Here is a 22,172-nt window from a genome sequence, read left to right as displayed (position 1 = left end):
CGTGCGGCCGGCGAGAGCTTTATTCCTGTACGACGCTCTCGTCCGCTGGAAACTCCGGCATGATCAACGGTGCACGCGCCCGATCCTCTAACGAGGTCGTCAATATCTTGAGCAGCTTGATGAACTGCTTCTGCTGAGTTTCCGTAAAACAATCCATGAGCGACGCCGAAGCATGCTCGGTGGGAGCCTGGGCTTCTTCGAGTAAGGCAACGCCCTTTTTGGTCAGCGCCAGCGCGATTCGACGCCCCCGGCCGGTGCCAGTATCCCGGGTCATCAATCCTCTTTCGACGAGACCGCGCAGCACGTACATCACCGTGACCTTGTCGAATCCAAGACACCTGGACAGGCGGGCCTGATCGATGCCCGGCGTGGCCGCGAGTACCGACAAAACCGCAAACTGAGCGGGAGTTAACGACAACTCCCGACACTCCTGCTCAAAAACGCCCGACGATATCTGGTAGGCACGTCGCAGGAGAAAACCAGGACGGTCATACATTTTGATAAGACGTGATTTAGGGTCTTTGTACATGTGGCTCAGGTCGTGAAACGTCGGAATTCGCTGAACCGGCGCTGGGGGACATCACCCGCCGGGCCTATCGATCAGACAATGTCGCGTATTTTCGCACATGATTCCAGGCGTACCGATCGCGGGCTCACACTCCTTCCATGCCGTTCGCGCTGCCGCGAACGAGACTTCACTGGCGACATAAACCAACGAAGAAGGACAGCCCCGCAGCTGCCCCTGTTCGGAAACGCAAGACGGGATACCGTCGCTTCAGCCTCGACGGCACGCACGCTCAGAGAATAAACGTCAGATTGCCCTGCCACGTATCGCGATTGATGAGAAGGACCTTCTTTTCAGCAATCCGAAGTTCGCCGTTCACTTCGCGCAGAACATAATCCACCTGCGAGACGACAGGCACGATATCGCCAATGCCTTTCTGCCCGAAGTCGCCTCTGCGCATCTCGTAGACGATCTGGCTCGACGACACCTTGTACAGTTCTTCGCGGTTCTCCACCATGACGTTGCTGATGAAGTGGACCGTGCGGGAACGCGGCGATTGCGCGGGAAAGTCCGTATGCAGGATGTGATAGACCCGCTCCTCGCGACGCAACGTCGGGTCGTAAATGATCGCACTCTGCGACTGGATCGGGGCATTCTCGACAATGGGAATCCAGTACAGCCCGTCTTCGGCGAACAGCGTCAGCCATTCATCCAGCTTCAGATCGTCCAGCAGGCGAGCTTCCCGATACAGGAACTGCTCGACCCTGCCGCGCACGCTCGCCTCTTCTTGCAGGCTAATGGTTTCGGAAAAGAACACGACACAAGTCTCCAGGTTGGCATTTCAATTCGATGTTGAGCCGGGCGGCTACTTGCCGGTCATCAACTTGTCCCACTCGCGCCACAAAGCGCGTTGCGGAGCCTCGCTCGTTGTCAGGCCCTTGAAGTCGCCGTCGCCAGTCGGCTTGTCGGTCTCGACGCCGCGCTCGAGAATGAGCCATTCGACAGCGCTGCCCGCGAGACCTTGCTGGTTGCGCGCGAAAATTTCCACGTCGTCGGCCTGCCCGTGACCCGCCGGGCCGTAGAAGCGCTCCTGGCTACGCAGCATGCCTTCGTTGTAGCCGGCCGGCGCGCCCTTGAGTTCGTAGGGATAGATGGTCACTTCGGTGAGGTCCGGCGCAATCGGTCTCCAGACTCGCACCTGATTGTGAATCAGTCCGAGATTCGGGAAGATCGATGCCGACAGCTTTCCGGTCATCGAAGCGAGCGTTTGCGCGCCATGCCGGTCGACGATGCCCTGGAAATAGTCGCCATACTCGCCGTTCAGATACGAGTCGATCTCTCCGGACGGCGTCTCGACCAGTCCATGACCGTTCTCGCAATCCCACGTCACGCCGGAGAACCGCACCTCGCGCATTTTCTTGGCCGAGCCGCCTTTATGCACATCGAAGTCCCCGGTCGTCTGACCGTACTTCGCCTGAAGCTGAACGAACGCCTTATGCGTATGCATGAAGTGGTATTCGTCGACGATATTCTCGGCCTGGAACTTCCAGTTGCCCTGATAGCGGCTCACATACGGACGCGAAACGAAGTCGATCTCGCCAACCGGCGACATGTCGAGCTTGCGGTCGATGACGCCCTTGGCGCGGCCCAGGTACTCTTCGAGCGGTTGAACGTCCGGATTGAAGCTCGCGAAAATGAAACCGCGATAGGTCTCGACACGCAGACGCATCAGCCCCTCGGGAGCAGCAAAGTCATCCGAGTACCCGCCCGCCTCGCGCCGTTCGGACATGGCAAGCAGCTTGCCGTCCAAACCGTAGACCCAACCGTGGTACGGACAGTTGAATTCCGTTCCGTGACCGTGGCTATCACGGCAGATCACCGCGCCGCGATGCACGCATCGATTGACGAGAACATGCACCTTGTTCTCGGCGTCGCGGCTGACGATCACCGGCTGCATGCCGATATAACTGGTTTGATAGTCGCCGGCATTCGGAATCTGGCACTCGTGTGCCACGAAGACCCAGGTCTTCTTGAAGATTTTCTCCATCTCGGCGGCAAAGACCGACGGATCGGTATAAGCACGCGTATGAATGCGGAACGTCCTGGGTGCCCGCTTGACGAGGCCGTGGGTATCGGCAGCAGATTCGCTTTGGGCAAACCAGATCTTTTCACTGACGCACTGAGTTTCAGACACGATCGATCACTCCTTCGTTTGCGTTGGACGCAAGTGTTTAGTCCATGAAGCGGCCGCCCGAGAGATTGAGCGTCTCTCCGGTGACATAACCCGCGTCTTTGGAAGCGAGAAACAGAACAGCGTGCGCGGCCTCTTCGGAGCGCCCCGGGCGGCCAACCGGAATGCCCTTGACCACTTCGGCGCCGTCCGGCATGGAGGCAACCTGCACGTCGAACAGCGCGGTCGCCAGCGTGTTGACCGTTACCCCGGTCGGGGCGAGCTCGGCGGCCAGCGTGCGCGAGAAGGTGACGAGGCCGCCTTTGGCCGCCGCGAACGGCGCAACGTGCTTATGCACACCGGTCTTTCCGGACATCGAGATGAAGGACATGATCCGGCCGAATCCGCGTGGCACCATGCGCCTCGCGCCTTCCTGCATGCACAGAATCGGCCCGATCAGTTCCTGCTCGACGACCGCCCGATATTCATCCGGCGTGAAATCCAGCGCATTGCCCGAGGCAATCGGCGGAGCGACGTTGACCAGAATCTCGACCGGACCGTGCTCTTTCTCGCATCGATCGAAGAATTGACGGATCGATGCCACATCGCTCGTGTCGACATCGAATTGCACGGTGCCGGACAAGGGCGTTTTCTCTCCGCCCCGACTCGGCGTTCCTACCGCGACCCGCGCACCCTGTTCGACAAACGCGCGGACGACGGCCGGCCCGGTGCCCGCATGGGCGCCGATGATTGCAACGGAGGTTCGTTCGAATTCCATAACATTCCTTTCTTGATCCATACGGTGAGCCGTAGCCGAAGCCATTCGCGATTACCCGTCAATCAGAATGGATTCGCCTTCGACCTTGATCGGGAAAACTCGCAATGGCTTCTGTACCGGGCCCGAAACCGCCTCACCCGTGGAGATCCGGAAAACGCCGCCATGCAGAGGACATTCGACGCAATCGCCATCGATATACCCGTCTGACAGATGCGCATGAGCATGCGTACAGACGTCATGCGTTGCGAAGAACGTGCCACCCACGTTGTAGATGGCAATGGGCTCCCCGGAGACACACACCTGGAGTGCCTCGCCCTCCTCTACATCTGATTTCTTTGCGACTTCTTGCCAGCTCATCGGGTTTTCCTCTCATCAGGCCGCAACGGCCGCCGTCGAAGCGGCCAGTAGTTCTTTCAGGGACAGGCCGGTATCGCCGAGTTTCTCCGCGGGCAACGGCCATCCGGTCTGCAGAAGCTTCTTGACCAATGGACGCTCTCTGCCTGTCGAAATAAGCTCTGCGCCAATCAGGTCACGTCCGCGAAAATGAAAAATCGTGCCTTTCTCACCGTCGTCGCTCATCCGCCTGACCGAGCTTTCCGAATCGCAAACGCAACCGAGGATCTGCAGATTGAGTCCGTACTGGTCACTCCAGAACCACGGTGGAGGTTCTTCTTCGCCTTCGGCGGCATGCGTGCCGACAAAGCTGGCCACAATCGAGAGTCCTGCAATCCGGGCCTGGTTCTCCGCACTCTCCCAGGATTCCAGGCGCATGTCCTTTCCGAACCAGGGATGAACGCGCGTGGCGACATCCCCCGCAGCCCATACGATCCCGGCTGAGGTCCGGCAGTTTTTATCCACGCTGATTCCGTTCGTACACCTGATCCCGGCCGCGTCCGCCAGCTCTGAATTAGGCAACGCCCCGACACCGGCGACGATGACATCCGCCACGACCGAAGTGCCGTCGCTCAGCATCAACTCGGTTTCGGTCGCGCCCTGTCGTCCCGAAACGATCGTTACGCCGAACCTGAACTTCACGCCGTTATCCGCGTGCAGGCGTTGCAAGTGCGTCGATACGTGCGGACTGACGGCTCGCTCGATGAGCCGTGGCCGCGCTTCGATGACCGTCACCGCGCAACCCCGGCGAATCGCACCCGCGGCAATCTCCAGCCCGATGAATCCACCACCGATCAGCACAACCCTGTTGCGGCCATCGAGCAACGGCTTCAAGCGCTTCGCGTCTTCAATATTCCTAAGCGACAGAATCCGCTCGGGCGCCACACCCGGAATGGAAACAGTCCGGGCACGCGAGCCTGTCGCGATCAGAATGCGATCGGACTTGATCCGCAACCCGTTCCCGAGGTCGACAGCACCGGACCCGGGATCGATCGCCTCGACACGCTTGCCAAGCTCGATATCCACTTCATGGTCGCCGTAGAAACTGTCGTCCAGTACGTAAGGCGCTTTGAAGCCGGTCTCGCCAAAGAGCGCTTCTTTCGACAGCGGCGGGCGTTCGTAAGGTAAATGGGTCTCCTCGCCGATTAACGTAATGCCACCGTCGAACCCCGCATGGCGCATCGTCGAGATACATCGGGCAGCAGCCTGTCCAGCTCCAATTACAGTTACACGCACGTCCCGCCGCATGGTTTTGCCCTCTTACGCCACTTCCGCCGTCTTCAGGCTTTCCGGATTCGGATGAACCAGCAGCCCGACCAGGTCCTTGACGTTCGGATGGGTATCGAAGCTCCAGATTGCATGCAGCACGTTCTGCGAATGTGCGTGACCGAAGATCGGGTCCACGTTCTCGTAGAACTTCGCTTCCATGTCTTCGCGGGTCAGCGGCTGCAGCGGGTGGCCCGGATGCGGCCGGGCGTCGCCCTTATGCACCTTGCCGCTCGCATCCGTCACTTCGACGCGCGTGATGAAGCCGCCTGCCGAGCCCAAGCAAAGCGCGGGATCGACCTCGACTTTGACCTTCTCGTTGAGGAACGTCTGCCGCGCCGGATCGATAACGCGTTCGACGTCGAAGCTTTCCAGCTTGATCTGGCCTTCGAGCAGCGCGGCAGTCACGATATACGGCAGCGAATGGTCGGCCGTCTCGCGCGAGAACGGATGCCACGGGTCCGAACGGCGACGGACCAGATGGTCATAGACCATTTCGTCGGTGTACACGGTCACGCTTTGCGCCGAAGCCATGTCCTCGATCTTGCCCGCGAGGCTGATGGCCGACTGAATGGCGCTCTGGCCGCGCGAACCCACCGGCCAGCGCTTGTAGCGCACTTCGGTGACACGCTTGAGCGGCTTCGACGGATCGAGCCGATCGAACAGGCGTTGAATCACATCGTCCGGCGTCCTGATTTTCGCCAGCAAACCGCTGCGGCCCTCGAACGGGCGCACCACGCCCTCGACACCGACTTCCGCGAGCAGAACCGAATAGACCGCATGGCGGATCGCGTCGCTGCCGTTGAAACGCTTCCACATGGTCAGATCGCCGCGAGCATTCAGTTCGTGCGATTCCGATTCGTCGCTCACGTAGTTCGATACGACCGCAATCGCGATGGCCTCGCGCGCAGCCGCTTCCGAAAGACCGACGAGGCGGGAGAACGCGCAGACCGCGGCAATCGTCACCAGCATCGGGTAGTCCCAGCCGTTCGAATCGATGTCGAACGTATCGAACAGGCTGATACAGACGTCGTACCCGACTGCCAGCGCCGTCAGAACCTGCTTGCCGGTATGGCCGCGCGATTCGGCGAGCGCCAGCAGACCGGGAATGATGTCGCTCGGATGCCCGGCGGCCTTGCCGAAATAGAAGTCGTTGTAGTCGTATCCGCGCAGCGGAACGCCGTTGACCAGCGTTGCGGCTTCGACGTTCGTGCGCTGACCGCTGCCCCAGATAGTGACGCCTTGCGGAACATCGAACAGCGCGGCGTACTTGCGGGCGCGCTGCGCCGGGGGATGAGGCAAGGCGCCGAGCGAGACTGCCAGCGCGTCGACGAGCGCCGACTTCGCCGCCTGGGTCGACTCCGCATCGAGGTCGCCCGACACCTGGGTCGCAAATTTAGCGAAAGCGGTAAGCAGTCGATCTTCCTTCATGGTATTGCCAGCCATAAGTTGCTCCATGTGAGTTAGTGCACTACCTTTATTAAGGTAGCATGCTAACAATTATGGCGATAAAAGCAAGTGCTCGAAATTGATTTTTTGCGGTGTGGGGCATGCGGAGTGCCGTGCGGTTCCTCTGCAACCGCTACCTGAAAAATGCGGGGATTCAGGGCTGCGGGACCGCCAGCACGGGCTGATGCGAAGTTGAAGCGCAGGGAGAAGAGGTCACGGCGCCCGCGCCTGCCTGGCGTAAACACCTATCTGTCGACTGGCGGGATGTAAGGGGAATGGCGGGTTCGGGTGGAAAGGATGGCGGTTTGGCGCGCCGCCGAACGTTGGTCAAGAATCGGGGTTGACGGAAAAAGCGGCGGGGATTTCAATCACTGCTTTTACGCTGACTTTCCCGCTCGCGTAAGCGTTGGCTATCCCACACACCAAGCTCTATTGCATGCTGAAGCATCGCAATGGTCAGAGTTTGCTTCTCATACAGGCGATCGCCCAGGATTTTCTTGCGGATCCACCTGTCAAGAAAAGGAATCGGGAACCCCGATGCCTCAATTTCAAAGTACCGGTGAAAATCATAGTCGCCGCGCGCGACGTGGAATTGCTCAAAAAAATCTTCCATTAATTGATTGGCATCGTCACCCGTTATGCCGAAATCATCTTCTATGACGCTTGAAGAGAAGATTTTTTTACCATCGGGGATGCCAACTTCTTTGTGAAAGAATTGCTCCAGCTCAACCGAAGCTTCCCGCTGTCGCGTCATTTATCCGATCCTCTTCGTTGACAATCTGGTTGTAGCGCATCACGGAAAGAATGACTATTTTCACCACATCGTAGACTGCGAGTGTTGCACCGAGCCATGGAATCCAGCGCCCAATGAACGCTCCCAAATTTCTTGTCATCGAGAATTGGAATCGCCGAACCGATCTCGATGTAAGCGTAGGCAGGATAGCCTTTTCAAAATTGACATCAACAAGGACCCGGAGAACAAGCGATGCAATTGATGTTCCGGCCGTTGCTCCCCCAGGTTTCGAGCGGGTTGGAATCCACGGACGGCCAAGCAGAATCATCGTTACGGCCGTCACACCGCTATAGTCCTTTAATTCAAAATATTTGCAGGTTTCCTCGACCGTTATGCAGAGGAAAAGCGTTTGAGCATCTACGGATTTTCCACCATAGCTATAAGCGAGAGGTTTTTCCGTTAGAGCATCATTTATAAGGCGTTCGTAATCGTTCATTGTCGCTTCTAGTCCTTAACCCGGCATCAACTAACGCTGTTCCGTTTCACATCAATCAGCGCGGTCACAGCGCCTTGACTCACACCGATCGGGCTCTGCACTGCGTATTCCTTCTTCATTTGCACAAAAGACAGTGCCACATGTTCCAATGCCAATCCGGCTCCTGCTGCTAGCTCGACGCGCGTCACGATCACGTCAAACATCGTGATTTTCAAATATTCAAGAGGAATGTCACCTGCTTTACGCATGGTAAGCACGACGTTGGGAACATGCCTCCCCTGAAAACAGTAGCTCGCAAGATTCGGGCTTGCCGTGTCGATCATGTGAGTGAAGCTCAACGCGGAAGCACTGACCTTTGCCACGCTGCCAGAACAGGAGCGCGTTCTGGACTGCTGACTCGCGCTCCAGTTCCAGCCAAGCACTTCGATTTCGTCGCGATGTGTTAGATCCTGTGATTCGCCGTCAATGCCGTTGATCTTGATAAAAATATCGTGCGCCATTCGGAAACTCCAAAGCGATGAGGACGGTTCATGCTGTGCAGAGACTGCGTGCACACTCGGCTAGCCATGTCTCCCCAGTCATTCCAGAGCATTGCGAACAGTATTGATATCGGAGAACTCCGAAAAAACGATCACCCGTGGAAAAATTTCCAAGGAAATGGCATGAGACGTTGCCAAGAGTGATGGAAGCGTTGCAATCTCAACGAAGCAGCGTTTACTTTGTTTTTTTTGTTTTTGCTTCAAGGAATAAGCGACGCGCTGCCGCTCAAAGGCACAATCGTGACGATCGACGAGACGGAATACCAGTCGGATGCAAATCGCGCATCGACGGCACGATTATCGAGGCTCAGGCCAATTACGCCCCGGCGATGAAGGAAAGCCTATCGGCGCTCTCGAAGCTGATGTGGAATGCTTTCTACGCCTATACGGCGCCGGCCCGCGCTCCATGCAGGCAAATCAAACGAACACTGCAAGGCTGTGCTGAATTATCCAAAAAGCCCGCCACACACGCGGGCACTCCCCTCGCCCCATCAATCCAAAACGCGATCCAAGCCCAGATCACGCCGCCGTAAAACGAATCACCCCATCCGCATCCTGCGTGCGCTTCAACTCCCCCGCACGCCACAGCAGATGCAAATGCGCGAGCGCCTCACCCATCGCGAACGTCATCTGATGAATATCGAGTTGGCGCTTGAACATCAGCGGCACGATGTCGGCGGCGCTGCGCGGTTTCTCCGCGCACGCTTCGCGCACCTCGGCGAGCCGCGCGTCGTGATGCTCGCGCAACTGGCGAATGCGCGTGCGCACGCCGCGAAACGGCTTGCCATGCGAAGGCAGCACGAGCGTCGCTTCCGGCATCGTCTCGTAGCGGCCGAGCGATTCCAGATACAGCTCCAGCGGCGAACCCTCTGGCTCGATATCGAACACCGACACGTTCGTCGAAATGCGCGGCAGCACCATGTCGCCGGAAATCAGCGTGCCGGTCTCTTCGCAATGCAGCGCGCAATGCTCGGGCGAATGACCGAAGCCCGTCACGACACGCCACGTTCTGCCGCCGATCCTCACGTCCTCGGCTTCGCGCAGACGCCGGTATTGCCCCGGAATCGCCGGCACGAGGCTCGAGTAATAACTCTTGCGATTGCGCAGTTTGTCGAGCGATTCGTCGTCGTTCAGGCCATGCCGCGCGAAGTGCCGCGCCGCCGCCTCGCCGCCCGCGTTCGAACCGTCGCCGGTTGCCATCACGCGCGCCTGCATGTATTCGCCGAGCGTCATCCACAGTCGCGCGTCCCAGCGCTGTTTCTCGCCGCCGCCGCACACCCAGTGCGCGAGGCCGATATGGTCCGGGTGACAATGCGTGACGATCACGCGCAACACCGGCAGGCCGTCGAGCACCGACTCGAACACACGCTCCCAATTCGCCTTGATCGTGTCCGACGTGATGCCGCAATCGACCACGGTCCAGCCCTGTTGCCCGTCGATTTCATCGCGCAGCAGCCACAGGTTGATATGGTCGAGCGCGAACGGCAGCGGCATACGTAGCCACAGCACGCCCGGCGCGACTTCCATCGTGCTGCCCGCGTCGGGCAGCGTGTCGTTGAATGGGTATTGGAGTTGGTGTTCGAGTGCATTCATGGGGACTGTCTTCCTCCGGCGGCCGTCCGGCATGGCGAGGTGTGCGATGCCGCCCGGCGTGGTTGTGGTTGCGTTCCGTTCAGCTTGACGATAACGTAAACGTCGATTCTATCGTCCAATCCGGTTTTGTGCCCGGCCATCCGGCCACGAGATGTCCCGATGAACACGCAATACACGATCACCGAACTCGCACGGGAATTCGACGTCACGCCACGCGCGATCCGTTTCTACGAAGATCAGGGTTTACTCTCGCCGAGCCGCGAAGGATCGAGCGGCTTGCGGCGCGTCTATTCGGGCCGCGACAGAACGCGGCTCAAACTGACGCTGCGCGGCAAACGGCTTGGCTTTACGCTGTCGGAAATTCGCGATCTGCTCGACGTCTACGAATCGCCGACCGACACCGTGCCGCAACTGCAAGCGTTTCTCGCCACGGTGGCGCGTCATCGCGAAGTACTCGAACGTCAGCGCGAAGATCTCGACGCGACGCTCGAAGACCTCGTGCAATATGAAACACAAGCGCGCGAGTTGCTGGAGCACGGCCAGCGCAGCGCGAAACCTGCCTGAGATGACCTGAGTTTTTCCGACCTTGACTCGCGTTCGCGGAGCCCGCGTCTCATGAATCACTTCCCCAAGCTGTTGTCGTCGCAAATCGGTTTCGACGTCGCACAGACGATGCTCGAAGGGTTCGACCGCCACTACCGGGTCTTTCGCGACGCCGCGATTCACGCGAAAACGCTTTTCGAAGCGGGCGACTGGCACGGTCTGCAAAAGCTCGCGCGCGATCGCATCACGTCCTATGACGATCGCGTGCAGGAATGCGTGGAACTGCTCGAAGACGAATACGACGCGGAGAACATCGACAGCGAAGTGTGGCAGCAGATCAAGCTGCATTACATCGGCCTGCTCACCACGCACCGGCAGCCCGAATGCGCGGAAACGTTCTTCAATTCGGTGTGCTGCAAGATTCTGCACCGCTCGTATTTCAACAACGATTTCATTTTCGTGCGCCCGGCGATCTCGACCGAGTACATCGAGAACGACGAGCCCGCTGCAAAGCCGACCTATCGCGCGTACTACCCCGGCAAGGATGGCCTCGCGGCGACGCTCGAACGGATCGTCACGAACTTCCAGCTCGATCCGCCGTTCGAGGACCTGCAGCGCGACGTTGGCTGCGTGATGCAGTCGATCCACGACGCGTTCGGCGTGTTCGACGAAGCGCCGAACTTCCAGATTCACGTGCTCTCGTCGCTGTTCTATCGCAACAAGTCGGCGCATATCGTCGGGCGCATCATCAACGGCGACGCGCTGCTGCCGTTCGCGCTGCCGCTGCGTCATGTGAAGCCGGGCGTGCTCGCACTCGACACGGTGCTGCTCAGGCGCGAGCAGTTGCTCATCATCTTCAGCTTCTCGCATTCGTATTTTCTCGTCGACATGGAAGTGCCGTCGGCCTACGTCGAGTTTCTCGGCACGATCATGCCGGGCAAGCCGAAAGCGGAAATCTACACGTCGCTCGGCCTGCAGAAGCAGGGCAAGAACCTGTTCTATCGCGATCTGCTGCATCACCTCTCGCATTCGAGCGATCACTTCATCATCGCGCCCGGCATCAAGGGACTCGTGATGCTCGTGTTCACGCTGCCGTCGTTTCCGTACGTCTTCAAGCTCATCAAGGACAACTTCCCGCCGCCGAAGGACACCACGCGCGCGCAGATCCAGGAGAAGTATCAGCTCGTCAAGCGCCACGATCGCCTCGGCCGCATGGCCGACACGCTCGAATATTCGAGCGTCGCGCTGCCGCTTTCGCGGCTCGACGAAACGCTCCTGCGCGAACTCGAAAAGGAAGTGCCCTCGCTGATCGAATACGAGGGCGCGAACCTCGTGATCCGCCATATGTACATCGAGCGGCGCATGGTGCCGCTGAACCTGTTCCTGCAGAACGGCAACGACGACGACGTCGAACACGGCATCAAGGAATACGGCGACGCGGTGAAGGAACTGATTCAGGCGAACATCTTCCCCGGCGACATGCTGTACAAGAACTTCGGCGTCACGCGTCATGGCCGCGTCGTGTTCTACGACTACGACGAGATCGAATACCTGACCGACTGCAACGTGCGCGTGGTGCCGCCGCCGCGCAACGAGGAAGACGAAATGTCGGGCGAGCCGTGGTACGCGATCGGTCCGCACGATATTTTCCCGGAGACGTACGGCACGTTTCTGCTCGGCGATCCGCGCGTGCGCCGCTCGTTCATGCAGCATCACGCGGACTTCTTCGATCCGGCGTTGTGGCAAAGGCACAAGGATCATCTGCTGAAGGGCGAGCTGCCCGACTTTTTCCCGTATGACCAGAGCGTGCGCTTTTGCGTACGCTATCCGGAGCGCTTCAGTAAGGTATCCGATACGCAGGCCGACGAACCCGACGTGCGCGTGGCCTGATAAATCTCACGAGGATTCGCATCAGGCCACGCGCGACGCTAGCCATCCAGGCTATGACCAAGGAGCAGAACCATGAGTGAGACGAACCCCAGCGGCGCCCACGCCGATCCGATCGTGATCGTCAGCGCGGCGCGCACGCCGATGGCGGGCTTTCAGGGCGACTTCGCGGCACTCGCCGCGCCGCAACTCGGCGCGGTCGCGATCGAAGCCGCCGTGCAGCGCGCAGGCCTGAAACCCGGGCAGATCGACGAAGTGGTGATGGGCTGCGTGCTGCCCGCCGGCCTCGGCCAGGCGCCCGCGCGCCAGGCCGCGCTCGGCGCGGGCTTGCCGCTCGCCACCGGCTGCACGACCGTCAACAAGATGTGCGGCTCGGGCATGCGCGCGGCGATGTTCGCGCACGACATGCTCGCGGCCGGCTCGCTCGACGTGATCGTCGCGGGCGGCATGGAGAGCATGACGAATGCGCCGTACCTGCTGCCGAAGGCGCGCGGCGGCATGCGCATGGGCCACGGCCAGGTGCTCGACCATATGTTCTACGACGGCCTCGAAGACGCCTACGAAAAAGGCCGTCTGATGGGCACGTTCGCCGAGGAATGCGCGGCATCGTTCGCTTTCACGCGCGAGGCGCAGGACGCGTTCGCGGTCGAATCGCTGAACCGCGCAAAGCGCGCGAACGAGGACGGCTCGTTCGACTGGGAAATCGCACCGGTCAAGGTGGCGAGCCGCAAGGGCGAGGTCACGATCACGCACGACGAGCAGCCGTTCAAGGCCAACCTCGAAAAGATCCCGACGCTCAAGCCCGCGTTCAGCAAGACAGGCACCGTGACGGCGGCGAATTCGTCGTCGATCTCGGACGGCGCCGCCGCGCTCGTGATGATGCGCGAATCGACGGCGAAGCGGCTCGGCGTCGCGCCGCTCGCGCGCGTGGTTGGTCATTCGACCTTCGCGCAGGAGCCCGCGAAGTTCACCACCGCGCCGGTCGGCGCCATCCATAAGCTGTTCGGAAAGAACGGCTGGCGTGCCGGCGAGGTCGATCTGTACGAGATCAACGAAGCGTTCGCGGTCGTCACGATGGCCGCGATGAAGGAGCACGGCTTGCCGCACGACAAGGTCAACGTGCATGGCGGCGCATGTGCGCTCGGCCATCCGATCGGCGCCTCGGGGGCGCGCATTCTCGTCACGCTGATCGGCGCGCTCCGCAAGCGCGGCGACAGGCGCGGCGTCGCGACGCTGTGCATCGGCGGCGGCGAGGCGACGGCGATGGGTATCGAACTCGTCTGACGCGCCGGCTTCGACACCTGATTCACGGCGCCGAAGCCGCGCCGGCAATGAATGAGAAACAAGCGAGGAATGCGATGAAAACAGTGTTGATCGTCGGTGCGTCACGCGGCATCGGCCAGGAATTCGTACGGCAGTACAGGAAGAGCGGCTGGCGCGTGCTCGCCACCGCGCGCGACGGCGCCGCGCTCGACGCGCTCAATGAACTCGGCGCCGAAACCTTCGCACTCGACGTGACCGCGCCCGAGGAAATCGCCGCGTTCGGCTGGAAGCTCGACGGCGAACGGCTCGATGCGGCGATTCTCGTGTCGGGCGTGTACGGCCCGCGCACCGAAGGCATCGAAACGATCACGGCCGAAGACTTCGATCACGTCATGCACACGAACGTGCGCGGCCCGATGCAACTGATGCCGATCGTGCTGCCGCTCGTCGAAGATGCGAACGGCGTGTTCGCGGTGATTTCGAGCCATATGGGCAGCATCGCCGATGCAACCGGCACGACCGGCTGGCTCTATCGCGCGAGCAAGGCCGCGCTGAACGACGTGCTGAAGCTCGCCTCGCTCGAAACGCGCCGCGCGACCTGCGTGTCGCTGCATCCGGGCTGGGTGCGCACCGACATGGGCGGCGCACAGGCGGCGCTCGATCCGGCGCACAGCGTCGCCGGCATGCGCGACGTGCTCGCCCAAGCCGCGGCCGCGCGCGACGCGTTCCACGGCCGCTTCTTTCAATACGACGGCACACAGCTCGACTGGTAAGGAACTAGACCATGGTGCTCGATCAGGATCACCTGATGGTGCGCGACGCGCTGCGCACCTTCGTGCGCGAAGCAATCACGCCCTATGCGGCCGCCTGGGACCGCGAACGCACGTTTCCGCGCGACGTGCATCGCCAGCTCGCCGAACTCGGCGCGTATGGCGTGCTCGTGCCCGAAGCCTATGGCGGCGCGGGCATGGACGCCCTTGCGCTCGCCTTGATTCTCGAAGAAATCGCGGCCGGCGACGGCGGCACCTCGACTGCCATCTCGGTCAACAACTGCCCCGTGTGCAGCATCCTCCTGAGCTATGGCAACGACGCGCAGAAACGCGCCTGGCTCACGCCGCTCGCGCGCGGCGACATGCTCGGCGCGTTCTGCCTGACCGAGCCGCAGGCGGGCTCCGACGCCTCGGCGCTACGCACCACCGCCACACGCGATGGCGACAGCTACGTGCTGAACGGCGTCAAGCAGTTCATCACGAGCGGCAGGAACGGCCAGGTGGCGATCGTCATGGCCGTCACCGATAAAGCCGCGGGCAAGCGCGGCATCAGCGCGTTCATCGTGCCGACCGATACGCCCGGCTACGGGGTCGCGCGCATCGAAGAAAAGCTCGGCCAGCATTCGTCGGATACCGCGCAGATCGTCTTCGAGAATTGCCGCGTGCCGGCCGCGAACCGGATCGGCGCCGAAGGCGAAGGCTACCGGATCGCGCTGTCGGGACTCGAAGGCGGGCGCATCGGCATCGCCGCGCAAAGCGTCGGCATGGCGCGCGCCGCGTTCGAGGCGGCATTGGGCTATGCGAAGGAGCGCGAGAGCTTCGGCGCGCCGCTTTTTTCGCATCAGGCGGTACAGTTCCGTCTCGCCGAGATGGCGACGCAACTCGAAGCCGCGCGTCAGCTGATCTGGCATGCGGCCTCGCTGAAGGACGCCGGCCAACCCTGCCTGACCGAAGCCGCGATGGCCAAGCTGTTCGCCTCGGAAGCCGCCGAGCGCATCTGTTCGGCGGCCTTGCAGATTCACGGCGGCTACGGTTATCTGAGCGACTTCCCGGTCGAGCGGATTTACCGCGATGTGCGTGTATGTCAAATCTACGAAGGCACGAGCGACATCCAGAAGATCCTGATCGCTCGCGCGCTGAACTGAAATATCGATGAACAAGCCATTGCTGTCGCAGCAACGACCCGCCGACTGCCCATGCGGCGGCGCCACCCCCGAGCCACGCAGCGGCGCCGCCACGCGAGCGCCGCGCTTCGCGCAATGTTGTGGACGCTACATCGACGGCGGCGAAACGGCGCCGCGCGCGCTCGAACTGATGCGCTCGCGCTACAGCGCCTACGTGCTCGGCGCGAACGACTATCTGCGCGCGACGTGGGATGCGCGCACCTGCCCCGCCGATCTCGACGCGGCCCCCAACGCGCCCGGCGCGCCGCGCTGGCTTGGACTCCAGATCAAGTCGTTCGCCGAGAGCGACGCGCATCACGCAACCGTCGAGTTCATCGCGCGCTACAAGGTGGGCGGACGCGCGCATCGGCTGCATGAACTGAGCCGCTTCGTGCGCGGCGACGACGGCCGCTGGCGCTACGTCGACGGCGACGTCAGCGAGTAAGCCTCATCGCATCAGCATTGCCGTCAGCGCGCGCCGAACCTTTCTCTTCCCCTTCACCGGCTGACGCCAGGGTCGGCACACCACCGCACCGACAGCCCTCGATCAGGGCTTTTTTTCGTGTTGGCCTCGCACCACAGCACGCAACCGACCATCGTTCGCCACTTGCTGCCATCCCGCGCCCAGGCCCGCCCGCCGTGGCTTTGCGGGCCCCGGCGCGGGTCCGGCAATTTCTGCGGCGCGGGTTCTCCTTGATTGCACAAAACAAAATTGTCGTGCCAGGATGAGTCCGTTGTTTCATGACGTCACCTTGCGAGAGCGGGTCACACCCGCTCCGCGACATGCGCAGGAAACCGTGCCGGCCGCCACGTCAACGCGAGCCGCGGCGGTTCGCAGTGCATGAAGTGACGCTCATCATCGGCGCGTGGGGTCGCGTCGGCCGTTGGGTTCATCCCGTGCGATCTCGATTGGCGTGCGTGCGCTTGGCGCACAACGTACGCGAGTGAGTCTGTTTGTCGAAAACGCTGACGAAAGCAGGCTGTCAGCAAGCGTTGTCGAGGAACGGACCGCACGGAGTTCAGGACAGGTCTTTCAGGCAGGTGCGTCAATGGTGTTGAGCAAGGTTCTGAAAAAGTGTGCGGCGGTCTGCGCCGCGACCACTTGCGCTGTCGCGATCGCACATGCCGATCCGCTCTCCTACGCGTCGACCTCGTCCAAGCTGAACGCCACGCCGCTCACCGACAACCAGGGCGGACCGCTCACGCGCGCCCGCGTACCGCGCATCGCGCTCGACGACGACGCCTATCTGCCGACCGCGCACCTGAACGAGCAGATCATCCGCGTGCCGGTCAACGCGGATGGCTCGATCACGCTCGAAACGACGATCTACAAACCGGACGGCCCCGGCCCGTTCCCGATGATCGTGTTCAACCACGGCAAGATTCCGGGCGATCCGCACCTGCAGGAACGCAGCGACCCGCTGCCGTTCGCACGCGAATTCGTCCGCCGCGGCTACGTGGTGGTCGCGCCGAACCGCCAGGGCTTCGGCCATTCGGACGGCGTGTACGAGCAGGACGGCTGCGACGTCGAACTCAACGGTCTCGGCCAGGCGAGCGACGTGGCCGCCACGATCGACTACATGGCAAAGCAATCGTATGTCGACGCGGCGCATATCGCGGTAGCCGGCACCTCGCACGGCGGTCTCGCGACGATCGCCTACGGCACCGAAGCCGCGCCGGGCGTGCGCGCGCTGATCAATTTCTCGGGCGGCCTGCGCCAGGACGCCTGCACCGACTGGCAGGGCAATCTGACACGCGCGTTCGGCGCGTATGGCGAAAAGAGCAAAGTACCGTCGCTGTGGCTGTACGGCGACAACGACTCGGTCTGGAACGCGCCGCTCGTCGCCGGCATGTATGCCGCCTATGGCGCGCACGGCGCGAGCGCGAAGATGGTCGATTTCGGCAACTACAAGAACGACGCGCATCGGCTGGTCGGCGATCGCGACGGCGTGCACGTGTGGTGGCCGGCCGTCGAGTCGTTCCTCGCGCGCGCCGGCATGCCGACGGCCGTGCAGTATCGCGTGGCCGATCCGTCCGCGCCGAAGGCCACCGGCTTTGCCGCGCTCGACGCGGTCGATGCGGTGCCGTATCTCGACGCGGCGGGCCGCGACGGCTATCGCAACTTCCTGCATCAGTATCCGAGCCGCGCGTTTGCGGTGTCGGATTCGGGCGCGTGGTCGTGGGCCGAGGGCGGCGACAATCCGATGTCGGTGGCGATCAACAATTGCCAGAAGCAGAGCGCCGATCCCTGCCGCCTGTATGCGGTCGACAACGCCGTCGTGTGGAACAACCAGGCTTCGCAGACGGCGGATGCGAACGGTTCTGCGCCGACGGCCGATGCCGATGGCCGGCACGCCATTGCGAGCCGCGAGTGAAGCGCGCGTAGCGCCGGCCTTTCTAGCTGTTTCGCATAAATCGAGACGAGGAATTTCACCCTCTATCTGCTGCGCATAAGTTAGGACAAGGAACTTCGCTGTTTGCGCGCTCGCTTCGCACGGGTCACTGGAGCGTCATCGGGCAAATCGATAGTGGGCCGCATGCCGCTATTGCTTCCGACCGCCCATGAACAATCCGATCCAGCCCACCTCCCGCAGGGATGCCGCAGTCTCGCAACTGCAAGGCGCCACCCCGCAGAACGCCTCCGCCGCGTCCACCTCCCGACCGGCCGCACCGCCCACGCCTGAGCGGAGCGGCGGCTTGCTCGAAGGACTGAAGCCGCGCCTGCACGTGACGCACAAGGCCGCCGACGTCACCCTCGGATCGCTCTTCAGGTTCAGCACAAAGGGCAAACCGGTCCTGCCGTCGCATACCGTCGATGCCAGCAAGGCGGTGAAGATGCCGCCGGTCGTCGCCGGCGATGAGAGCCAGGCCGCCGAGTTTGCCTTTCCCGATCGGCGCTCGGCAGCGCCCAAACCCGTGAACTCCATGCAGAAAGCGCTGGAGAGTTTCCATGCACGTCGAGGCGGGAACCCGGGCGTCATGAACACAGCCCCCGCGCATCTCGGGGCCAGCGAGGATCTCGAAACCGGCCGGATGCCCGTGCGCTTTTTCCCCCGTGCGAAGCCAGACCAACTCGAAGGGCTGACGGACCAGATCGATGAGGCGCTGTTGAAATTGCCCAACTCGCAATTTCACGAGGTGCGGACGATGCAGCGCGCGTTGGTGTTGAGCGCGCTGGAAACGGCTTCGGGTGGAGACCTTGAGATCGCGCAACAGGTGTTCGGCCGCATGCAGGCGGGACTGAGTTTCGACACTGGCGCAGCGGTCCAGCCGCGCCAGCCCGCAACGGCACCATCAGCGGCACCGGCGCCCGCGCCCACCACCACCCTTGACGCCTCGATGCTGGCGGTCTTCGACGATTTCGCCCGTAGCGCGCCGCGCGCCGACATCGCCGACATTCACCTCGCGTCGCGCGACAACGACGGCGCGCCTTCGACACCCGCGACTCAGACACACGACCTCGATACACGCAACCTCGAAGCACGCGCCTGGCGCGCCGCCCAGGAACTGTCCATGACGGCGGGCGGTTTCGAGAGCCTGCGCGAAATCGCGGGACAGCATTGGCCCAGCGATGGCGAAGCACGCTTCGCGCCGCGCGCCTGGCTTCAGGCCGCCGAGCTGCTCGCGCGGACGAACGGACACACGCCGCTCGACGCCGATCCGCCTAGCATCGAGCGAAGCGCGCAGCGCATTCTGAATAGCCCGGCACCCGCGCGCAACGACACCACGGCCCACACCCAACGGCATCTTGCCTCGATCGCTCTCGCGGCCACGAAGCTGATGCGCGTGAACGATCTGGAGCAGATGAGCACGCGCGAAGCGGGCGCGCTGCTTGCCGCCCGTCAGGGCTTTTTTGCCGACGGCGCCGGCACACCGCTCGCCGCGAGCAAGAACCGCCTCGAACGCTTCCTTAATCAAACGGTGCCGCGGGCGACGTCGACTCGCCCCGAACAGGACGGCCAACACGGCGACGGCGCGATGCCGGTGGCCCGGCAGCGCGGCCTCAATCGCCAATGGTACAAATCGATTGGACGGCCGTTCGGCTTCAACAAAAGCCCGCTCGTGGCGATGCAGGGCGGCATCGAAGGCACGGGCCTCGGCTCGTGGGACAAAGACGAACAGGCACTCGACAAGGCCACTGGCAAGATGATCGACGAACTGAACCGGGCGCTGTCGACGGGTGAAAACGCGGCGTCCGGCGCCCCGGCGAGCGAGCCGGGTGTCAAGGGCGACGGTACGGTCTCCGACCTCGTGAGCCGCACGCTGCTTCAGGTGCTCGCCGGTCGCCCCGAAGGCAGCGATGCAAGAAAGTTCGAAGCCCCTCTCGACGACAGCGTGATCGACGAAATCGCCGAACGTCTGCGCACGCATCTCGATACGCCCGGCGGCGCGCCGGCCTCGGGGTTTCGCGCCGGCCGCAAAGCGAAAGCGCTCGCGGCGTTCCGCGCGCGGCTCGCCACGCCGGAGAACGGCGGCAACGCCGACGACGCGCGCAAGGCGATCCGCAAGCAGTTGCCCGGCGGAGCAGGCATCATCGACGCGAAGCTGCTTCGCAAGTGGCACAAGTCCTACGCCAAAGGCACCGGCACCGCGAATAGCGATGCGCTGGACCATGCGCTCGACGTCATCGACCGGGTTGCGCTCGGCAAGGCAATCAAGCCCGCCGGCGATACGAACGAGGATTACCGTGCCGTGGGCGCGCGCATCATCGCCAACCTCGAAGGCGGCGGCAAGGCCATCGTGACCGAAGGCGGCATAGTCGGTCTGAGCACGCGAGGCGTGAGCGCAGCAGCGGCCTCGCTCCCGCTGGTCGCGCCGCGCCTGAACCTGCAAAGCTCGCGCGGGCGTCAGGCCGTACTCGAATACAGCCGCTCGACGCCCGCGTACAAGATCAGCTTCGGCACGCAGAAGCGCGCGCGAGCGAGCGCGGGTGCCGGCCTGCAGGTCGGCCACGATTTCGGCATGGCGCGCCTCGCGGGCAACCTCGAAGCCGCGCACGAGTGGGACGACACCGAGCAATGCACGGTCGATCTGAGCATGGCCCGCCGTCTTCGCAGCGATAAAGATGCCTATGACGACGACCGCAGCAAGGAACAGCTCACCCAGATCAACAACTATCTGTTCGACAACGCCGGACGCGGCCGCAGCGGCGACGAACTGTGGGGCCATCTCGGCAAGCAGTTTCTGAACAACGACGATTTCTCCGTCGCCTGGAACAATCAGAAAGGCGCGGTGCGCCACCACGGCGAATCGTTGACGTTCCGGCCCGGGCTCAAGATCGGCACGGGCACGGTGTCGGCGCGCACCAACGGGATCGTCGGCGTTTCGCACGACCGCGTCTACAAGGCCACGCTCGACGTGCAGGACGAGGCCGGTCACACGCAGATCGAATCGCACCGCTTCGGGCGCGGCAATCGCGTGACGTTCCAGGCGGGTGCGAACTTCAGCGTCAGCGACAAGGTCGAGAAGACCGGCGCCAGCGGCGCCGACCCCACCGACATCGCGAGCGTCTCGGTGTTCGCGCCGAACGCGGTGTCGCTCGAAATACCGATCTACGACGGTTTTCACCAGGCGAAGGCCACGCTCGTGCGCGAGGGCGGCAGGCTCCAGGCGCGCACCTCGCTCGCCGACACCGAGTTTTCGAGTCTCAACGACTACAAGAAAGCCTTGCGCGAAGACCCGGCGTGGCAGCTCACGTTCGGCGTCGCGCCGGGCGAGCCGATGCCCGAGGGCGGCAACCTGACGGCGACGATGGAGCGAGGGCGGCGGCGCATCGAGAAGTATCTGTCCGATCTCTCGGCCAACGAGGTGCAGAATCTTCGCTTTGTCGCGCGGCGGCGTCTGCGCAGTCACGCGGCGATCGGCGCCGATGCGCTCGACGACCAGATCGCGATGCTGAAGACGCGCAATCGCGAGGACGAGCGCGGCAAGATCGACGTCCTGACGCAACGGCGCGATGCGCTTCTTCGCAGCGACAACGCCTGGCTGCCGACCGAGCTGATGGCCGTGCAGGCCAACGATCGTCAGGTGGCCGTGGGCCTGCGCATGGGCTTGCAGATGACGGCGACGAAGGGCTCGCGCGGCGAACGGGAAGTCGAATCGCTCAAACTCACGCCCAAGGACACCGACAGGCTCGACGGCGTGTGGCCGAGGCAGGCGTAAGCGTCGCCGCCTGCGTGCCCGATGCGGCCGGTTCCGGCACGGCTGTCCTGTCGGCGATTCATGTGAGCGCATCATGTGGCGCAGCCGAGCAGCCGGCCCGAAAAAAACCTGCTCGCCGCCGATTTCCGCTCATTCCCCCCAATTCCCGCCGGTCATGGCCCATTACTTTGACGTCGTCATCTGCAGCGATCGGCGGGCTTCGATCCCAAAGTGATTCCAGTTGCGCCGAACGGCGCCAAACCCCGGCGCCACAAGGAAAACCGCGCCTCAAGTCGCTGATGCGCGCGATTAAAGAAACCGCTAATCTCGACCCCGTGCGCGCGCCGAGGCCGGCGTGCCGTGGTGCGAACAGTCCCATCGGCACGTCGAAAAAGCCCTGAAAAAGGGCTCAAAACCATCGGGCTCAAAAACACCCTCGCGCGCCAGCGGCAAAAAAGCATCCTGGAGTACCTTTTTGGACAA

At 62.4% G+C, this 22,172-nt stretch carries 20 protein-coding genes; 9 read left to right on the top strand and 11 right to left on the bottom strand.

What is annotated here, in order from left to right; translation table 11 throughout:
• Positions 1 to 19: 19 nt before the first annotated feature.
• The 10 genes from F3J19_RS14380 to F3J19_RS14335 all read right to left on the bottom strand — a co-directional run bounded on the left by F3J19_RS14380 (position 20) and on the right by F3J19_RS14335 (position 8,290).
• On the bottom strand, positions 20 to 529 hold the full coding sequence (locus tag F3J19_RS14380) for a MarR family transcriptional regulator (RefSeq protein ID WP_167042376.1): 510 nt from the start codon (positions 527 to 529) through the stop codon (positions 20 to 22).
• Between the two features lie 268 nt (positions 530 to 797).
• Positions 798 to 1,322, bottom strand: a complete 525-nt coding sequence (locus tag F3J19_RS14375; protein ID WP_167042374.1) for an aromatic-ring-hydroxylating dioxygenase subunit beta — start codon at positions 1,320 to 1,322, stop codon at positions 798 to 800.
• Positions 1,323 to 1,370: 48 nt separating this feature from the next.
• The gene (locus F3J19_RS14370; RefSeq protein WP_167042372.1) at positions 1,371 to 2,699 is read right to left on the bottom strand and encodes a Rieske 2Fe-2S domain-containing protein; all 1,329 of its coding nucleotides are present in this window, start codon (positions 2,697 to 2,699) and stop codon (positions 1,371 to 1,373) included.
• A gap of 37 nt (positions 2,700 to 2,736) precedes the next feature.
• Entirely contained in the window at positions 2,737 to 3,498 is a 762-nt protein-coding gene (locus tag F3J19_RS14365; protein WP_205192856.1) for an SDR family oxidoreductase, read from the bottom strand.
• 6 nt (positions 3,499 to 3,504) lie between these two features.
• Complete coding sequence (locus F3J19_RS14360; RefSeq protein ID WP_167042370.1) at positions 3,505 to 3,810, bottom strand: non-heme iron oxygenase ferredoxin subunit; 306 nt, start codon at positions 3,808 to 3,810, stop codon at positions 3,505 to 3,507.
• Positions 3,811 to 3,825: 15 nt separating this feature from the next.
• The gene (locus F3J19_RS14355; protein WP_167042368.1) at positions 3,826 to 5,094 is read right to left on the bottom strand and encodes an FAD-dependent oxidoreductase; all 1,269 of its coding nucleotides are present in this window, start codon (positions 5,092 to 5,094) and stop codon (positions 3,826 to 3,828) included.
• A 12-nt stretch (positions 5,095 to 5,106) separates the two neighbouring features.
• Positions 5,107 to 6,558, bottom strand: coding sequence for an MmgE/PrpD family protein (locus F3J19_RS14350; protein ID WP_167042366.1), 1,452 nt, complete (start codon positions 6,556 to 6,558; stop codon positions 5,107 to 5,109).
• A 367-nt stretch (positions 6,559 to 6,925) separates the two neighbouring features.
• Complete coding sequence (locus F3J19_RS14345) at positions 6,926 to 7,315, bottom strand: DUF1493 family protein (RefSeq protein ID WP_167042364.1); 390 nt, start codon at positions 7,313 to 7,315, stop codon at positions 6,926 to 6,928.
• Positions 7,287 to 7,790, bottom strand: a complete 504-nt coding sequence (locus F3J19_RS14340) for an STM2901 family protein (protein ID WP_167042362.1) — start codon at positions 7,788 to 7,790, stop codon at positions 7,287 to 7,289. Before F3J19_RS14340 ends, F3J19_RS14345 begins: the two co-directional genes overlap by 29 nt.
• Positions 7,791 to 7,816: 26 nt before the next feature.
• Positions 7,817 to 8,290, bottom strand: a complete 474-nt coding sequence (locus F3J19_RS14335; protein ID WP_167042360.1) for a type VI secretion system tube protein Hcp — start codon at positions 8,288 to 8,290, stop codon at positions 7,817 to 7,819.
• A gap of 137 nt (positions 8,291 to 8,427) precedes the next feature.
• On the opposite strand from F3J19_RS14335, the gene F3J19_RS14330 reads away from it, so the two are divergent.
• Positions 8,428 to 8,862: a hypothetical protein gene (locus F3J19_RS14330; RefSeq protein WP_167042358.1), complete on the top strand. Its 435-nt coding sequence runs from the start codon at positions 8,428 to 8,430 to the stop codon at positions 8,860 to 8,862.
• On the opposite strand, the gene F3J19_RS14325 is transcribed toward F3J19_RS14330, so the two are convergent.
• Complete coding sequence (locus F3J19_RS14325; protein WP_167042356.1) at positions 8,849 to 9,922, bottom strand: MBL fold metallo-hydrolase; 1,074 nt, start codon at positions 9,920 to 9,922, stop codon at positions 8,849 to 8,851. The genes F3J19_RS14330 and F3J19_RS14325 overlap by 14 nt on opposite strands.
• A 159-nt stretch (positions 9,923 to 10,081) precedes the next feature.
• On the opposite strand from F3J19_RS14325, the gene F3J19_RS14320 reads away from it, so the two are divergent.
• The 8 genes from F3J19_RS14320 (at position 10,082) to F3J19_RS14285 (ending at position 21,710) form a co-directional block, all read left to right on the top strand.
• The gene (locus tag F3J19_RS14320; protein ID WP_167042355.1) at positions 10,082 to 10,486 is read left to right on the top strand and encodes a MerR family DNA-binding transcriptional regulator; all 405 of its coding nucleotides are present in this window, start codon (positions 10,082 to 10,084) and stop codon (positions 10,484 to 10,486) included.
• 51 nt (positions 10,487 to 10,537) lie between these two features.
• Positions 10,538 to 12,355 (top strand): bifunctional isocitrate dehydrogenase kinase/phosphatase, encoded by a 1,818-nt coding sequence (gene aceK, locus F3J19_RS14315; RefSeq protein WP_167042353.1) that lies wholly within the window; start codon positions 10,538 to 10,540, stop codon positions 12,353 to 12,355.
• Positions 12,356 to 12,427: 72 nt separating this feature from the next.
• Entirely contained in the window at positions 12,428 to 13,636 is a 1,209-nt protein-coding gene (locus F3J19_RS14310; protein WP_167042352.1) for an acetyl-CoA C-acetyltransferase, read from the top strand.
• Between the two features lie 74 nt (positions 13,637 to 13,710).
• Positions 13,711 to 14,388, top strand: coding sequence for an SDR family oxidoreductase (locus F3J19_RS14305; RefSeq protein WP_167042350.1), 678 nt, complete (start codon positions 13,711 to 13,713; stop codon positions 14,386 to 14,388).
• Between the two features lie 11 nt (positions 14,389 to 14,399).
• A complete protein-coding gene (locus F3J19_RS14300; RefSeq protein ID WP_167042349.1) occupies positions 14,400 to 15,530 on the top strand; it encodes an acyl-CoA dehydrogenase family protein in 1,131 nt (376 codons plus the stop codon).
• 7 nt (positions 15,531 to 15,537) lie between these two features.
• A complete protein-coding gene (locus F3J19_RS14295; RefSeq protein ID WP_167042347.1) occupies positions 15,538 to 15,993 on the top strand; it encodes a YchJ family protein in 456 nt (151 codons plus the stop codon).
• 604 nt (positions 15,994 to 16,597) lie between these two features.
• Entirely contained in the window at positions 16,598 to 17,923 is a 1,326-nt protein-coding gene (locus tag F3J19_RS14290) for a CocE/NonD family hydrolase (protein ID WP_167042345.1), read from the top strand.
• Positions 17,924 to 18,110: 187 nt separating this feature from the next.
• The gene (locus F3J19_RS14285) at positions 18,111 to 21,710 is read left to right on the top strand and encodes a hypothetical protein (RefSeq protein ID WP_167042344.1); all 3,600 of its coding nucleotides are present in this window, start codon (positions 18,111 to 18,113) and stop codon (positions 21,708 to 21,710) included.
• Positions 21,711 to 22,172: the final 462 nt, after the last annotated feature.

This window comes from Burkholderia sp. Ax-1724, assembly GCF_011752995.1.
Lineage (GTDB): Bacteria > Pseudomonadota > Gammaproteobacteria > Burkholderiales > Burkholderiaceae > Paraburkholderia.
This window is presented reverse-complemented; position numbering and strand designations above follow the sequence as displayed.

What these genes read in the sequence shown, in the direction of transcription:
- F3J19_RS14285 (WP_167042344.1), top strand. Translation starts at nt 18,111, where the DNA reads ATGAACAATCCGATCCAGCCCACCTCCCGCAGGGATGCCGCAGTCTCG.
- aceK (WP_167042353.1), top strand. Translation starts at nt 10,538, where the DNA reads ATGAATCACTTCCCCAAGCTGTTGTCGTCGCAAATCGGTTTCGACGTC.
- F3J19_RS14290 (WP_167042345.1), top strand. Translation starts at nt 16,598, where the DNA reads ATGGTGTTGAGCAAGGTTCTGAAAAAGTGTGCGGCGGTCTGCGCCGCG.
- F3J19_RS14360 (WP_167042370.1), bottom strand. Translation starts at nt 3,810, where the DNA reads ATGAGCTGGCAAGAAGTCGCAAAGAAATCAGATGTAGAGGAGGGCGAG.
- F3J19_RS14305 (WP_167042350.1), top strand. Translation starts at nt 13,711, where the DNA reads ATGAAAACAGTGTTGATCGTCGGTGCGTCACGCGGCATCGGCCAGGAA.
- F3J19_RS14350 (WP_167042366.1), bottom strand. Translation starts at nt 6,558, where the DNA reads ATGGCTGGCAATACCATGAAGGAAGATCGACTGCTTACCGCTTTCGCT.
- F3J19_RS14335 (WP_167042360.1), bottom strand. Translation starts at nt 8,290, where the DNA reads ATGGCGCACGATATTTTTATCAAGATCAACGGCATTGACGGCGAATCA.
- F3J19_RS14310 (WP_167042352.1), top strand. Translation starts at nt 12,428, where the DNA reads ATGAGTGAGACGAACCCCAGCGGCGCCCACGCCGATCCGATCGTGATC.
- F3J19_RS14325 (WP_167042356.1), bottom strand. Translation starts at nt 9,922, where the DNA reads ATGAATGCACTCGAACACCAACTCCAATACCCATTCAACGACACGCTG.
- F3J19_RS14320 (WP_167042355.1), top strand. Translation starts at nt 10,082, where the DNA reads ATGAACACGCAATACACGATCACCGAACTCGCACGGGAATTCGACGTC.
- F3J19_RS14340 (WP_167042362.1), bottom strand. Translation starts at nt 7,790, where the DNA reads ATGAACGATTACGAACGCCTTATAAATGATGCTCTAACGGAAAAACCT.
- F3J19_RS14300 (WP_167042349.1), top strand. Translation starts at nt 14,400, where the DNA reads ATGGTGCTCGATCAGGATCACCTGATGGTGCGCGACGCGCTGCGCACC.
- F3J19_RS14295 (WP_167042347.1), top strand. Translation starts at nt 15,538, where the DNA reads ATGAACAAGCCATTGCTGTCGCAGCAACGACCCGCCGACTGCCCATGC.
- F3J19_RS14380 (WP_167042376.1), bottom strand. Translation starts at nt 529, where the DNA reads ATGTACAAAGACCCTAAATCACGTCTTATCAAAATGTATGACCGTCCT.
- F3J19_RS14345 (WP_167042364.1), bottom strand. Translation starts at nt 7,315, where the DNA reads ATGACGCGACAGCGGGAAGCTTCGGTTGAGCTGGAGCAATTCTTTCAC.
- F3J19_RS14355 (WP_167042368.1), bottom strand. Translation starts at nt 5,094, where the DNA reads ATGCGGCGGGACGTGCGTGTAACTGTAATTGGAGCTGGACAGGCTGCT.
- F3J19_RS14365 (WP_205192856.1), bottom strand. Translation starts at nt 3,498, where the DNA reads ATGGCTTCGGCTACGGCTCACCGTATGGATCAAGAAAGGAATGTTATG.